General features: G+C 75.1%; 14 protein-coding genes and 1 tRNA gene. 7 read left to right on the forward strand and 8 right to left on the reverse strand.

Going from position 1 to position 14,130, the window contains the following annotated elements; translation table 11 throughout:
- Positions 1-15: 15 nt before the first annotated feature.
- Positions 16-1,452 carry an MFS transporter gene (locus tag KPL57_RS39540; protein WP_226355592.1) on the reverse strand — a complete coding sequence of 479 codons (1,437 nt, stop codon included), beginning with the start codon at positions 1,450-1,452 and terminating at the stop codon, positions 16-18.
- 50 nt (positions 1,453-1,502) lie between these two features.
- Positions 1,503-2,702: an aminotransferase gene (locus KPL57_RS39545; protein WP_226355593.1), complete on the reverse strand. Its 1,200-nt coding sequence runs from the start codon at positions 2,700-2,702 to the stop codon at positions 1,503-1,505.
- A gap of 126 nt (positions 2,703-2,828) precedes the next feature.
- On the opposite strand from KPL57_RS39545, the gene KPL57_RS39550 reads away from it, so the two are divergent.
- Positions 2,829-4,022: an MFS transporter gene (locus tag KPL57_RS39550; protein ID WP_226355594.1), complete on the forward strand. Its 1,194-nt coding sequence runs from the start codon at positions 2,829-2,831 to the stop codon at positions 4,020-4,022.
- A gap of 7 nt (positions 4,023-4,029) precedes the next feature.
- Here the strand turns inward: KPL57_RS39550 and KPL57_RS39555 are convergent, their stop codons facing one another.
- The 4 genes from KPL57_RS39555 to KPL57_RS39570 form a co-directional block, all read right to left on the reverse strand.
- Positions 4,030-5,685 carry a SulP family inorganic anion transporter gene (locus KPL57_RS39555; RefSeq protein WP_226355595.1) on the reverse strand — a complete coding sequence of 552 codons (1,656 nt, stop codon included), beginning with the start codon at positions 5,683-5,685 and terminating at the stop codon, positions 4,030-4,032.
- Positions 5,682-6,122 (reverse strand): metalloregulator ArsR/SmtB family transcription factor, encoded by a 441-nt coding sequence (locus KPL57_RS39560; RefSeq protein WP_226355596.1) that lies wholly within the window; start codon positions 6,120-6,122, stop codon positions 5,682-5,684. The genes KPL57_RS39555 and KPL57_RS39560 overlap by 4 nt, the downstream gene beginning before the upstream one ends.
- A gap of 78 nt (positions 6,123-6,200) precedes the next feature.
- Positions 6,201-7,382: an oxygenase MpaB family protein gene (locus KPL57_RS39565; RefSeq protein WP_226355597.1), complete on the reverse strand. Its 1,182-nt coding sequence runs from the start codon at positions 7,380-7,382 to the stop codon at positions 6,201-6,203.
- A 125-nt stretch (positions 7,383-7,507) separates the two neighbouring features.
- Positions 7,508-7,592 (reverse strand) — tRNA-Leu (locus KPL57_RS39570).
- Positions 7,593-7,691: 99 nt separating this feature from the next.
- Here KPL57_RS39570 and KPL57_RS39575 point away from each other — a divergent pair.
- The 3 genes from KPL57_RS39575 to KPL57_RS39585 all read left to right on the forward strand — a co-directional run bounded on the left by KPL57_RS39575 (position 7,692) and on the right by KPL57_RS39585 (position 10,368).
- Positions 7,692-9,023 (forward strand): M20/M25/M40 family metallo-hydrolase, encoded by a 1,332-nt coding sequence (locus tag KPL57_RS39575; RefSeq protein ID WP_226355598.1) that lies wholly within the window; start codon positions 7,692-7,694, stop codon positions 9,021-9,023.
- 130 nt (positions 9,024-9,153) lie between these two features.
- A complete protein-coding gene (locus KPL57_RS39580) occupies positions 9,154-9,924 on the forward strand; it encodes an SDR family oxidoreductase (protein ID WP_226355599.1) in 771 nt (256 codons plus the stop codon).
- A gap of 66 nt (positions 9,925-9,990) precedes the next feature.
- Positions 9,991-10,368 (forward strand): VOC family protein, encoded by a 378-nt coding sequence (locus KPL57_RS39585; protein ID WP_226355600.1) that lies wholly within the window; start codon positions 9,991-9,993, stop codon positions 10,366-10,368.
- Positions 10,369-10,381: 13 nt separating this feature from the next.
- On the opposite strand, the gene KPL57_RS39590 is transcribed toward KPL57_RS39585, so the two are convergent.
- Both KPL57_RS39590 and KPL57_RS39595 read right to left on the reverse strand, forming a co-directional pair.
- Entirely contained in the window at positions 10,382-10,666 is a 285-nt protein-coding gene (locus tag KPL57_RS39590) for a DUF5703 family protein (protein WP_062400830.1), read from the reverse strand.
- 105 nt (positions 10,667-10,771) lie between these two features.
- Entirely contained in the window at positions 10,772-11,719 is a 948-nt protein-coding gene (locus tag KPL57_RS39595) for an aldo/keto reductase (protein ID WP_226355601.1), read from the reverse strand.
- Positions 11,720-11,887: 168 nt separating this feature from the next.
- Here KPL57_RS39595 and KPL57_RS39600 point away from each other — a divergent pair, with 168 nt between their 5' ends.
- The 3 genes from KPL57_RS39600 (at position 11,888) to KPL57_RS39610 (ending at position 14,128) form a co-directional block, all read left to right on the forward strand.
- Positions 11,888-12,709, forward strand: coding sequence for an undecaprenyl-diphosphate phosphatase (locus tag KPL57_RS39600; RefSeq protein ID WP_226355602.1), 822 nt, complete (start codon positions 11,888-11,890; stop codon positions 12,707-12,709).
- Between the two features lie 29 nt (positions 12,710-12,738).
- Positions 12,739-13,446: a histidine phosphatase family protein gene (locus KPL57_RS39605; RefSeq protein ID WP_226355603.1), complete on the forward strand. Its 708-nt coding sequence runs from the start codon at positions 12,739-12,741 to the stop codon at positions 13,444-13,446.
- 97 nt (positions 13,447-13,543) lie between these two features.
- Positions 13,544-14,128, forward strand: coding sequence for a DUF3090 domain-containing protein (locus KPL57_RS39610; RefSeq protein ID WP_208821306.1), 585 nt, complete (start codon positions 13,544-13,546; stop codon positions 14,126-14,128).
- Positions 14,129-14,130: the final 2 nt, after the last annotated feature.

Consider the following 14,130-nt stretch of genomic DNA (forward strand, 5'->3'; position numbering starts at 1 on the left):
TACGCTGGGTACTGATTACTGGAGCGTAGGTGTGGTGTGAGTCGCAGGTCGTCCCCGGAGTAGCGCAGCGGCGAGTACGGCGCCGGTCACGAGGAGTGCCGCCCCGATCGTCATGGCGATGGTGAACCCCGGCCCGAACGACGCCGGGTCGGCCGGGGCGTCCCCGCGGATCCCCGCGATGGCGGGCACGGCCGCCACCGCGAGCAGGCCCGCGGCCCGCGCGATCGCGTTGTTGACCCCCGACGCGACGCCCGCGTGCCGGTCCGCCGCCGCGTCGAGCACCGCCGTCGTCAGCGGCGCGACGGCCGCGGACAGCCCCAGCCCGACCAGCGCCGTCGCCGGGAGCACGTCGGTGAGCCAGGCCGCGCCCGGCCCGATCCGCGACGCCAGCAGCATCCCGGCCGCGGCCAGCAGCAGTCCGCCGGTGACCAGCGGCGCCGGGCCCGTGCGCGTCGCGAGCCGTCCGGCGCGGGCCGACAGCAGCAGCATGAGCACGGTGACCGGCAGCGTCGCGGTCCCCGCGAGCAACGGGGAGAACCCGGCCACGATCTGCAGCTGCACGGCGAGCAGCACGAACAGCAGCCCCAGCGCCGCGTAGACGGCGACGGTCACGACGTTCGCGCCGGTGACCCGGCGCCCGTCCCCGGCGTCGCCGGTGCCGGTGAACAGCTCCGGCGGTACCAGCGGGGACCGGCTGCGCCGTTCGACCAGCGCGAACGCCACCAGTGCCGCCACCCCGGCGAGGCCCGCGCCCCACACCTGCAGCCCGGGCGACGCACCGGCGCCGGCCGCCGTCCCGGCCCAGGTCAGCAACGCCAGCCCGGCGACGGCGAGCACGCTGCCCGGGACGTCGAGCCGGTGCGCGGCGTCGGGGTCACGCGACTCGGGTACGTGCCGCACCGCCACCGCGACGACGACCGCCGCGAGCGGCAGGTTGATCAGGAACACCGCCCGCCACGACCACTCCACGAGCGTCCCGCCGACGAACGGGCCCAGTGCCCCCGCGACCCCGCCGAGCCCGGACCAGGCCCCGATCGCCGCCGCCCGGTCCGCCCCGTGGAACGACGCCGAGATCAGCGCCAGGCTGCCCGGGGTCAGCAGCGCCCCGCCCACCCCCTGCAGGGCTCGGGCCGCGGCGAGCACCTCGACGCTCGGCGCCAGCCCGCACAGCAGCGAGGCCAGCGCGAACCACACCGCCCCGGTCACGAAGATCCGCCGCCTGCCGAACCGGTCGCCCAGCGAGCCGCCGAGCAGGATCAGCCCGGCCAGGGTCAGGGTGTAGCCGTTGACCGTCCACTGGAGACCGGCGAATCCGGCGCCGAGGTCCTCGGCGATGCGGGGCAGGGCGATCGTGACGACGGTGTTGTCGAGCATCGCCATGCCCGAGCCGAGCACGCAGGCCGTGATGACCCAGCGGCCGGCCGCGGTGCCGGTGCGCAGTCCGGTGTCCATGGTCGGCGAACACCGGGACGTCCCGGTCTCTTCCGTCGCCGGGCCCCGGGTCAGCCGGTGACCACCCCCGCCCGCCGCCCGGCCTCGGTGAGCCGCTCGGCCAGCAGCGCCGCGGCCGCCTCGTCCACCCGCCCCACCGACAGCCGCAGCATCTGCCGGTCGTCGGGCAGGAACGCGGTGCCCGGGATGGTCAGGGTGTCGTGGTCGAGCAGCAGCGTCCGGACGACGTCGAGGGTCGGGCGCTCCGGGAACGGGTGGCGCACCCAGGCGAAGAACCCGCCGAGCGCGGCGATCTCGAACCCACCCGGCCGGTCGGCGAGTGCGGCACCGACCCACTCCCGTCGCCGGGCGATCTCCGCGACCCGGTCGGCCCGCCACGTCCCGGCGCGGGTGAGCCCGGCCAGCGCGGCCTCCTGCCCGGTCCGCGGCGCGCAGATGGCGATGCAGTCGAGCAGCTTGAGCACCTGGCGTCGCAGCTCGGGGCCCGCGATCACCGATCCGACCCGGTACGCCGGGATGGCCAGGTCCTTGGAGTAGGAGTGCAGGCTGACCACGGTCGAGCGCCACGACGGGTCGGCGAACAGCGGGTGCGCGGGCGCGTGCGCGTGCGCGTCGGGCCGGAACGAGCGGTAGGTCTCGTCGAGGACCAGCGCGAGGTCGTGGCGGCGGGCCAGCTCGGCGAACGCGACGATCTCCTCCGGCGGCACCGTCACCCCGCTCGGGTTGCCGGGGGTGACCAGCACGATCGCGCGGGTGCGGGGCGTGATCAGCGCCGCCGCGTCGGCGGCCCGGGGGACCAGGTCCGCGTCGGGCTCCAGGTACACCGGGGTGACGCCGCGCATCCGCAGCCACATGTCGTGGTTGAAGTAGTAGGGCAGCGGCGAGATCACCTCGTCGCCCGGGCCGGCGAGGGCGTCGGCGACCACGGCGAACGCCTGGTTGCAGCCCGCCGTCACGACGACGTCGTCCGGGGAGATCCCGCCGGCGTAGTCGCGGGTCAGCTCGTCGGCGACCGCGCGGCGCAGCGGGGCGATGCCGGGCACCGGCGCGTAGCCGGACAGCCCCGGGTCCCGGGCGACCTCCACGACCCGCTCGACGACCTCCGGTGCCGGCGGGTACGGCGGCGCGGCCTGCGACAGGTCCAGCAACGGGTGCGTCGCGCTCCGCGCCGGGTCCCGCTCGCCGGCCAGCGCGAGGGCCGCGCCGATGGGGGAGTCGCTGCCGGCCGCCGTCGTGGGGTCGAGTCGCACCGTCGGATGCCGCCTTCCGGGTCGTCCTGCGTCGGTCCTGCGGGTCCGATCGTCGCCGACGCGGCCCGGGGCGGTCCAGCGACCCTCGGGATACGGTCGCCGCACGAGGCGTTGCGAGGTGGCACGGTGGTCGAGGTCCGGACGGCGCCCGGCGCGGGGTTCCGCCGCCGGGTCCTGCTCGTCCTGTGCCTGACCGAGATCACCAGCTGGGGCGTCCTCTACTACGCGTTCCCGGTGCTCGCGCCGTCGGTCTCCGCCGACACCGGCTGGTCGGTGAGCGCGGTGACCGGCGCGTTCTCCGCGGGCCTCGGGGTGTCCGCGCTGGCCGGGATCGTCGTCGGACGGCTGCTGGACCGGTGGGGCCCGCGCTGGGTGATGACGGCCGGGTCGCTGCTGGGGGTGCCCGCCGTCGTCGGGATCGCCGTCGCACCGTCGTGGCCGTGGTTCCTCGCCGCGTGGCTGGTCGCGGGGCTCGCGCAGTCGGCGACGCTGTACCCGCCCGCGTTCGCGGCGCTGACCCGCTGGTGGGGGAGCGACCGGGTGCGCGCGCTGACCGGGCTCACCCTGGCCGGCGGCCTGGCCAGCACGGTGTTCGCGCCGCTGTCGGCGGCGCTGCTCGGCGGGTTCGGCTGGCGCGGCACCTACCTGGTGCTCGCCGTCGTCCTGCTGGTCGTGACGGTTCCCGCGCACCTGCTCGGGCTGCGCGGCCCGTGGCCGGAGGCCCCCGCCCCGCCCGAGCACGCCGACCCGGGCGCGATCGCGCGGAGCCGCCCGTTCCTGCTGACCGTGGCCGCGGTGTTCCTCGGCACGTTCTGCGGGTTCGCGGTCGCGGTGAACCAGGTGCCGCTGCTCATCGAGCGGGGGCTCGACGTACAGACGGCGGCCTGGGCGCTCGGGCTCGGCGGGGTCGGGCAGGTCGCCGGGCGGGCCCTCTACACCCGCGCCGTGGGACGGCTGGCCCCACCGGCACGGGCGGTGCTCGTCCTGGCGGCGCTGGCCGCGTCGACCGCGCTGCTGGGACTGCTGCCCGGCCCGGCGTGGCTGCTGGTCGGCGCGGCGGTGCTGACCGGCGCGGCCCGCGGGATCACGACCCTGCTGCAGGCCACAGCGGTGTCGGACCGGTGGCCGTCGCGGTTCTACGGGCGGCTCGGCGGGCTGCTGTCGGCGCCCGCGACGGTGGCGGTCGCGGTCTCGCCGTGGGCCGGTGCGGCGCTGGCCGGGCCGCTCGGGGGCTACCCGCAGCTGTTCGCGGTGCTCGCCGGGGCCGCGGCGGTGGGGGCGGTGCTGGCCGTCGGCACCCGGGTCCGTGATCCGCGCTGACCCGGCTCTACCGGGGCCCCGTGCCGTCCACGACGGGGCGCCGGACGTGCGTGCGCGCGTGCGCGACCGCCTCGTCGAGGTCGGTGTGCAGGTGCGACGGGTGCCGCAGCCCGGTGAGCGCCCCCACCCCACTCAGCACGTCGCGGTGCTCCCCGCGGACCCCCTTGACGATCACGGTGAGCCCGCCCGCCTCGAGCGTGTCGATGAGCTCGCCGAGCGCACGGGCACCGGTCGCGTCGAGGATGCCGAGCCCGGACAGCCGCAGGACGACCACCTGCGCCCCGGTCCCGGCGGTCCCCTCCAGCACCGTGGTCAGGATCCGGTCGGCGGCGCCGAAGAACAGCGCGCCCTGCAGCCGGAACAGCGCGATGTGCTCGTCACCGGGCTCGGCGGGGCCGGGCAGCGGCTCGCGGCGCACCCCGGCGTCGCGGGACAGGTGCCGCAGCGCGAAGAACGCGGCGATCCCGATCCCGATCTCGATCGCCACGATGAGGTCGACGGCGACGGTGAGCACCGCGGTGACGGCGAAGGTGAACGCCGCGGCCCGGCCCCCGCCGACGACGGCGCGGACCGTCGCGACCGGGATCATCCGCACGCTGGTCACGAGCAGCACCCCGGCCAGCGCGGCGAGCGGGATCCGGGAGACCGGCCCGGTGGCGAGGTACAGGACGGCCAGCACGACGAGCGCGTGCACGACGGCCGAGAGCCGGGTCCGGGCGCCCGCGCGCACGTTCACCGCGGTCCGGGCGATGGCGCCGGTGGCGGGCATCCCGCCGAACAGCCCGCTCGCGACCGAGGCCAGCCCCTGGCCGACGAGCTCGCGGTCCGCGCGGTACCCGGTCCGGGTCATCGAGGCCGCGACCCGGGCCGAGAGCAGCGACTCGACCGCGGCCAGCGCGGCCACGGCGAGTGCGGCACCGGCGAGCTCACGCAGCGCGGCGACGTCGAACCCGGGGACGACCGGCAACGGCAGCGAGTCCGGCAGCGCACCGATCCGCGGCACCGGCGCGTGGGTCAGCTCGGCGACCACGGTGACGACCACGACCGCGACCAACGAGGACGGGATGCCCGGGTGCAGCCGCGACAGGACCGGCACGAGCACCGCCACCACGGCGACCGCGCCGAGCGTCCAGACCGTGGTCGGCGACGCGGACCCGGCCGCCGCGACGACGGCCCGGACCGCGGTGACGACCGTGTCGTGCCCGGCCTCGGCGTGCACGCCCAGGGCGGCCGGGACCTGCTGGAGCGCGATGATGCAGGCAATGCCCAGGGTGAAGCCCTCCACCACCGGCCACGGCAGGTAGCCGACGACCCGGCCGAGCCGCGCGACGCCCGCGACCAGGACGATCAGCCCCGCGAGCACGCTGACGAGCGCGACCGCGCCGGCACCGTGCGCGGCGACGATCGGGGCGAGCACCACGGCCATCGCACCGGTCGGGCCGGACACCTGGACGTTCGAGCCGCCCAGGACCGCGGCGACGATCCCGGCGACGACCGCGGTGACCAGGCCCGCCGCCGGTCCGACCCCGGCGCTCGCGCCGAACGCCAGCGCGAGGGGGAGGGCGACGACGCCGACCGTGACCCCGGCGGCGAGGTCGGCGCGCAGCGTGCGGGGGCGGAGGTCGTAGTCCTCGCGACGGGGGAGCAGGTCGGCGACGTTCACCGCAGCGCCGCGGTGCCGGCGTCGGCCCCGGCCGGGGCGTCGCCCGCCTCGAGCAGGACCCGCGCGCTGGCCCCGGGCAGCGGGGGCAGTGCCCGTGCGGCGGCCAGCTGCGTCTCGTCGCGGGCCAGACCGGCCAGGAGGAACGCCCGGGCGACGACCAGCAGCTCGGCCACCAGCGGTGCCGCCAGCCGGTAGTCGACGGCGTTGCCGCTGCGGGTCGAGGTGGCGAGCCCGGCCCGGCGCAGGACGGCGAGGTGCTGGGAGAGCTGGGAGGCCTCGCACCCGGTGACGGTGATCAGCTCGGACACCGCGACCGCGTCGCCCTCCGCGGCGGCGAGCTCCTCCAGGATCCGGATCCGGACCGGGTGGGCGAGGCACTTGAACAGCTCGGCCTTGATCCGGTACAGCGGTTCGGTCCGTCGGTCGTCGAGCGACACCGGCGCCCACCTCCTCGTTTGACGACTATCGTAAGTCGTCAAACAGAACGTGGACGGTCGGGCGCGTCACCCGGGTGTTCACGGGTGCGTGATGTGGTCCTGGAACGCAGTGCTGCCGGTGACGACGGCGACGAGCCCGCGGCGGGCGGCGATGCCGTCCTCCTCGGCCTGCCGCATCGCCCCCGGGACCTGCCGCCGGTGGTGGCGCGCCGTCGCCTCGCCCGCCGCCAGGAGCGGCAGCAACGGCGTGAACGGGGACTCCGGGATGCCGAGCGCCGCGGCGACCTCCTCGCCGTGGCAGCTGCGGGCGACGGCATGGAGCAGGTCGCGCCAGCCCGCCGCGTCCATCGGTGAGCCCGGCGCGGCGGCGAGGTTGGCGGTCGCCGCGGTGTAGAGGGCCTCGACCAGCGCCCTGCTGTTCGCGTCCGGTGCGTCGGCGGTCGAGTCGAGCAGGTCGAGCAGCGTCCGGGCCCGTTCGTGGTCCTCGATGCCGAGGAAGAGCCGCTCGTCGAGGCCCAGCAGGTGGCCCACGTACCACCAGTAGCGGTACAGCTGGGACTGCTCGTGGGCGGTGAGGTGGTGGCCGATGCCCGCCAGCAGGGTGAACGGCACGAGGGTGAAGTCCAGCCAGGTGCGGGCGACGTCGGCCTGGTTGACCGGCGCCCCCCACCGGTCGGCGTCCCACCCGTGCCGGGTGGCCGAGGCCCGTACCCGCGCGTGCAGCAGCCGGACCTGCACGGTCTGGACGTAGCCGGGGGCGCCGCGGCGCAGACCGCCGGGCAGGGTCGCCGCGGCGGCCCACATCCCGGTCTCGGCGAGTCGGCGCGGCGCGGTCGCGGTCAGCCGGTCGGTCCCCACCAGCAGCCTCGCCATCGAGGGCGAGCTGTAGGTGTGGGTCAGCGATCCGCCGGCGAAGGCCAGGTGGTTCCAGTGCGGCGGCACGGCGAGCGAGATCCGGTCGCCGGTGTCCAGCAGCTCCGGTGAGACCCAGCCGGGCACGGTCTCGACCTGGGCGAGCAGCGCGTCGACGGCCGGTGGGGCGTCCGGCACGTCGGCCCGCCCCGCGACGAGACCGCGCTGCAGCGCGTCGCGGGCGGGGGCGCCGAGCTCGTCGAACTCGGCGACGACGGCGTCGGCGAGCGGGTCGCCCGTCTGCAGCATCCGCAGCAGCAGGTCGACGTCGTCGCCGTGGCGGGTGCGGGCGGCGGCGAGGCCGACGGCCCGCCCGGGTACCGGAGGAGCTCCGTTCGATGTGGTCATGACGTCGTTCCTAGTTGCGCCGCCCGGCGACAACCACGGCGTGCCGATCCCCCCTTACGGAGGGCGACGGGCCCGGAACGCACGAAACCGGCCACGGAGGACCGTGACCGGTTTCGGAGGATGTGTGTCCGAGGGGGGACTTGAACCCCCACCCCCTTATACGGGGACTAGCACCTCAAGCTAGCGCGTCTGCCATTCCGCCACTCGGACGTCGCGATCTCTCGATCGCGTCGTGGGGGAAGCATAGCCGAGGCCCGCGGCCGGGTTGCGGCGGGGTCGGCACGCGCCGCCGGTGGTAGAACGACGCCCATGACCGCTTCAGCGAACGACGACCCGAGCAGCGCCGAGGACGAGGTCGTGCAGCTGTGTTCGGAGCTGATCCGGATCGACACGACCAACACCGCCGACCCGGAGACCCTCGTCGGTGAGGCCGAGGCGGCCGACTACGTGGCGGACAAGCTGCGCGAGGTCGGCTACGACGTCGAGCTCGTCGAGTCCGGCATGCCCGGGCGGATGAACGTGATCGCCCGGCTCGAGGGCGCGGACCGCTCCCGCGGCGCGCTGCTGATGCACGGCCACCTCGACGTCGTCCCCGCGGACGCGAGCGAGTGGTCGGTGCACCCGTTCTCCGGGGCCGTGCAGGACGGCTACGTCTGGGGCCGCGGCGCCGTCGACATGAAGGACATGGACGCGATGATGCTGGCGGTCGCCCGCCGCTTCAAGCGTGAGGGCGTCGTCCCGCCGCGGGACATCGTGTGGGCCTTCGTCGCCGACGAGGAGGCCGGCGGCAAGTGGGGCGCGCAGTGGCTCGTCGAGCACCGGCCGGACCTGTTCGAGGGCTGCACCGAGGCCGTCGGCGAGGTCGGTGGCTTCTCGCTGACCCTCGGTGAGGACCAGCGGGCGTACCTGATCGAGGCGGCGGAGAAGGGCATCGCCTGGATGCGGCTGCGGGCCAAGGGCAAGCCCGGCCACGGCTCGTTCCTGCACGACGACAACGCCGTCACCATCCTGGCCGAGGCCGTCGCCCGGCTCGGGAACCACACGTTCCCGCTCACGATCACCGACACGGTGCAGGCGTTCCTGGACCGGATGACCGAGCTGACCGGCGTCGAGTACCCGGAGGACGACCTCGAGGGCGCCCTGGCCAAGCTCGGCCCGATCTCGCGGATCATCGGCGCGACCGTCCGGGACACCGCGAACCCGACGATGCTCAACGCCGGGTACAAGGCCAACGTCATCCCGTCGACGGCCGAGGCGGTCGTCGACTGCCGGGTGCTGCCGGGCCGCGAGGAGGCGTTCCTGCGCGAGGTCGACGAGCTGCTGGGCCCGGACGTCGAGCGGGAGTGGGTCACCGACCTGCCCGCCGTCGAGACGCCGTTCGAGGGTGCGCTGACCGACGCGATGCAGGCCGCGCTGCGCACCGAGGACCCGACCGCCGAGATCGTCCCCTACATGCTGTCCGGGGGGACCGACGCGAAGGCGTTCTCGACGCTGGGCATGAAGTGCTACGGCTTCGCGCCGCTGCGGCTGCCCCCGGAGCTGGACTTCGCGTCGCTGTTCCACGGCATCGACGAGCGGGTGCCGGTGGACGCGCTGAGGTTCGGCACCCGGGTGCTCGACCGCTTCCTGCGCACAGCGTGAGCAGGAACATCGGGCAGGGCCTGCGAACAGCGTGAGTAGGAACATCGGGCGGGGCCTGCGGACGGCCTGAGCCTCTGCCCGGCGCCGGGACGGATGACGGCACCGGTCGCCGGGTGGCAGGGTGACCTCCATGGATCTCTCCGGGAAGGTCGCCCTGGTCACCGGGGGCGCGTCGGGCATCGGCGCGGCCGCGGTCGACCGGCTGGTGGCGGCGGGTGCGCAGGTCGTGGTCGTCGACCGGGACGCCGACGGCGCCGCGGCCGTCGCGGAGAAGGCCGGTGGGCTCGCCCACGCGGCCGACGTCACCGACCCCGCGGCGATGGCCGCCGCGGTGGCCGCGGCCGAGGAGCGTTTCGGTCGGCTCGACATCGTGCTGCTCAACGCCGGCATCACGGCGGGCCAGTCCGGCGTCGAGGACCTCGACCTGGACGGCTACCGGCGCATCCTCGGGGTGAACCTCGACCACGTGGTGTTCGGGCTCAACGCCGCCGTCCCGGCGCTGCGCCGCGCCGGGGGCGGGCACGTGGTGGCGACCGCGTCGCTGGCCGGGCTGATCGGCCTGCCCGGCGACGCGCTCTACACCGCGACCAAGCACGCCGTCGTCGGCTACGTCCGGGCCGCGGGCCCGGCGCTGGCGGGGGAGGGCATCCGGGTCACCGCGGTGTGCCCCGGGTTCGCCGACACCCCGCTGATCGGCAACGTCCGCGCCCAGTTCGGTGACTTCCCGCTGCTGGGGGCCGACGACGTCGCCGCGGCCGTCGAGCAGATCCTGGAGCGGGGCGAGCCGGGGGAGTGCTGGTACGTGCAGCCCGGCCGCGAGCCCGCGCCCTACGGGTTCCGGGGGGTGCCCAGCCCGCGGGGGGCGGGCACGCCGCCGGAGGTCGGCTGGCAGGACGCCTGAGCGCGGAGCCTGTCGTGACCCGGACCGTCTTGACCTGAACCACGGTGCAGGTCACATCCTGGGGGCATGGCCGAGCTGAACCACACCATCGTCCACTCCCGTGACAAGCGCGCCGGGGCGGCGTACCTGACCGAGATCCTGGGACTGCCCGAGCCGACGTCGTTCGGTCCGTTCCGGGTCGTGCGCGTCGCGAACGGCGTCGACCTGGACTTCATGGACGCCGACCCGGCGACGATCGTCCCGCAGCACTACGCGTTCCTGGTCTCCGACGACGAGTTCGACGCCGCGTTCGCCCGGATCACCGCCCGCGGCCGGCAGTACTGGGCCGACCCCGGCGGGAGCCGTCCCGGCGAGATCAACACCCACGACGGCGGCCGGGGCGTCTACTTCGAGGACCCGTCCGGGCACCGGATGGAGCTCATCACGGTGCCCTACGGCGGCTGACGGGCGGGGACCGTCAGAAGGTGGGCTCGGGCAGCAGGCCCTGCTGGGCACCGAGCCGTCGTCGCAGCACGATCTTGCGTACGCCACCGGGGTAGAGGCGCAGCCGGGACAGCTCCCAGCCGGAGAACTCGGCCTGGATCGCCAGCCGCACCGACGCCGTGAGCCGGGAGACGTCCCCCTCGATGCGCACCGGGCGGTACTCGTACCGGTCGTCGGTCCAGCCGTCGCCGTCCCGAGTCCCGGCCACCCGATTCCCGGCGGCGGAGTCCTCCGACCCGTTCCCAGCGCCCTCGGTCATGCGTGCCTCCCGGTCGTGCCGTGCTCGTCGGTGCCCACCGGGTGAACGGTGGGTGTCGCGTCGGGCATTCCCACTGTAAAGGGCACCCGGGCCGGCGGGGGAGGCTCAGACGGGGTCGCTCACGTCGTCGAGCGCGGTGCGGATCTCGGCGGGCAGCACGAGGTCCTCGGCCGCGAGCGAGGCCCGCAGCTGGGCCGCGTCCCGCGCCCCGACGACGGCCGAGGCCACCCCTGGACGGTCCCGCACCCAGGTCAGCGCCACCGACAGCGGCGAGGTGCCGAGCCCGTCGGCGGCGGTGAGGACCGACTGGACGATCCGCGCCGAGTGCTCGGTGCGGCGCGCCTCCACGTACGAGGCCAGCAGCGCGCTCGCGCCGCGGGAGTCCGCCGGGGTGCCGTCGGTGTACTTGCCCGTCAGCACACCCCGGCCCAGCGGGGCCCAGGCCAGCAGCCCGAGGCCGTGGTGCCGGGCGGCAGGCAGGAGCTCGGCCTCCGGCTCCCGGGCGAGCAGCGAGTACTCCACCTGCGCCGACACCGGACGGCAGACGGCCGGGTCGGGCCCGGCGGTGGCGCCGCCCGCGACGGTGGCCAGCTGCCAGCCGGCCGGGGCGACCAGCCCGGCGTAGCGCACCCGTCCGGAGTAGACGGCGACCTGCACCGCGGACAGCGTCTCGTCCAGCGGCACCCGGGGGTCCCAGCCGGGGAACTGCCACAGGTCCAGGTGTTCGGTGCCCAGCCGGCGCAGCGTGCGGTCCAGTGAGCGCAGCAGCGCGGTCCGGGAGGCCCGTTCACCCGCGTCGGGGGCGGCCGTGCCGCGCCCGGCGAGGACGACGTCGTCGCGACGCACGGTGCCCCGCAACAGCCCGCCGAGCACCTGCTGGGCGGCGCCGCCGCCGTAGTCCTCGGCGGTCTCGACGAGGGTCCCGCCGACGTCGACGAACGCGCGCAGCTGGTCCGCGGCGTCGGCCGGGGAGGTGTCCTCGCCCCAGGTCATGGTGCCCAGGCCGACCCGCGACACCTCGAGGCCGCTGCTGCCCACCGGTCTGCGTTGCACGGTCGTCGAGCCTAGGCGCGCGGGCCCGCGGGACCGGTGAGGGCGCGCAGAGTGACCCCCGTCTCGGCGAGTACGGTGACGGCCCGTGATCAACCAGGAGCCGAGCCGCCAGGACCGGACGACCCCGGACCGGAGCACCCCGGTCCGCGGCCGCGACGGGAGCCGTTCGTGAGCTGGCTCGAGGTCGTCGTCCTCGGGATCGTCCAGGGGCTCACCGAGTTCCTCCCGGTGTCCTCCTCGGCGCACCTGCGGATCGTCTCGGCGGTCGGTTTCGGCGGGGACCCGGGGGCGGCGTTCACCGCGGTCTCCCAGCTCGGCACCGAGGCCGCGGTGATCGTCTACTTCGCCAAGGACATCTGGCACCTGTTCATCACCTGGGTGCGCGGGTTCCGCGACGCGGAGGTCCGCGCCACCGACGACTACCGGCTGGCCTGGCTGGTCATCATCGGGTCGGTCCCGATCGCGGTGCTCGGGGTGCTGTTCAAGGACCAGATCGAGGGCGTCGCCCGGAACCTCTGGCTGGTCGCGACCACGCTGATCGTGTTCGGTGTCCTGCTCGGCCTGGCCGAGCGCTTCGGCAAGCAGGTCAAGCCGGTCGAACGGATCACCGTCAAGGACGGCATCCTGCTGGGCTTCGCCCAGGCCATGGCGCTGATCCCGGGTGTCTCGCGGTCCGGCGGCACGATCACCGCCGGCCTGTTCCTGGGGCTGACCCGGCCCGCGATCGTGCGGTACTCGTTCCTGCTGGCGATCCCGTCGGTGTTCGGGGCCGGCCTGTTCACGCTGCCCGACGTGTTCGCCGGCGACGGCCCGTCCGGGGCGCAGATGCTGGTGGCGGTGGTGGTCGCGTTCGTCGTCGGCTACGCGGTGATCGCCTGGCTGCTCCGGTTCGTGCAGAACAACACCGTCTACGTGTTCGTCGCCTACCGGATCGCGCTGGGTGTCGCCCTGCTCGCCGCCCTGTCGCTCGGCGCGGTCAGCGCGTACTGACCGCCGTCACTCCCGTAGCCTCGGTCGGCGTGACGACCTTGATCCTGCTGCGGCACGGCCGGTCCACCGCGAACACCGCGGGCGTGCTGGCCGGGCGCACCCCGGGCGTGGAGCTCGACGACCGCGGCCGCGAGCAGGCGGCGGCCGTCGTCGACCGGCTCGCGGCCCTGCCGATCGCCTCGGTCGTGACCTCGCCGCTGGAGCGGTGCCGCCAGACCGTCGCGCCACTGGCGGCGGCCCGTGGGCTGGAGCCGGTCGTCGAGGACGACCTGGCCGAGGTCGACTACGGCGCGTGGACCGGGCGGAAGATCACCGACCTGGTCAAGGAGGACCTGTGGAAGGTCGTCCAGGCGCACCCGTCGGCCGCGACCTTCCCGGACGGCGAGTCCCTGGCCGGGATGCAGGCCCGCTCGGTCGCGGCGGTGCGCCGCCACGTCGCCCGGGTCCGGGCCGAGCACGGCGAGGACGCCATCGTCCTGGCCTGCAGCCACGGTGACGTGATCAAGGCGATCCTCGCCGACGCGCTGGCCAGCCACCTCGACAACTTCCAGCGGATCGTCGTCGACACCTGCTCGGTGAGCGTCGTCACCTACACCGAGCTGCGGCCGTTCGTCGCGCGGATGAACGAGCAGTCCGGGGACGTCGCCGGCCTGGTCCCGAAGCCGAAGCCCGCCGAGGGCGAGGAGCAGCCGGTGAACGCCTCCGACGCCGTGGTCGGGGGTTCCACGAACGCGTGAGGCGGGGTGATCCACCTCGCATCGTCCCTGGTGGACGCACCCACAGGTGACCGCGGGGATGCCCCCGCAGCCGGATACGCCTACCCTGGGAAGGGTCATGGCACGCGTCATCCACGTCTTCCGCCGACCCGACCGCTTCGTGGCCGGGACCGTCGGCGAGCCCGGCGATCGCGCCTTCTACCTGCAGGCGATCGAGAGCAGCCGCACGATCAGTGTGCTGCTGGAGAAACAGCAGGTCTCGGTGCTGGCCGAACGCATCACGGCGCTGCTGGGCGAGGTGTCCAAGCGCTTCGGCGAGGACAACCTGCTCGGCGCGACCGTGACCACGGGGTCCTCGGACAACGACCCGCTCGCGGTCCCGCTGGAGGAGGAGTTCCGGGTCGGGACCATGGGCCTGGGCTGGGACGCCGACTCGAGCTCGATCGTCGTCGAGCTGCTCGCGGTCACCGAGGAGGAGATCGACGAGTCGGTCGTCCTCGACGACACCGAGGAGGGCCCGGACGCGCTGCGCGTGTTCCTGTCCCCGACGGCGGCGAAGGCCTTCGCCGAGCGCGCCGAGAAGGTCGTCGACGCCGGCCGTGCCCCGTGCCCGCTGTGCGCCGAGCCGCTGGACCCGGCTGGCCATGTCTGCGTGCGCCTCAACGGCTACCACGACCGCAACCCCGTGGCCGGGACGGAGTGACG

This window comes from Pseudonocardia sp. ICBG601, assembly GCF_020496245.1.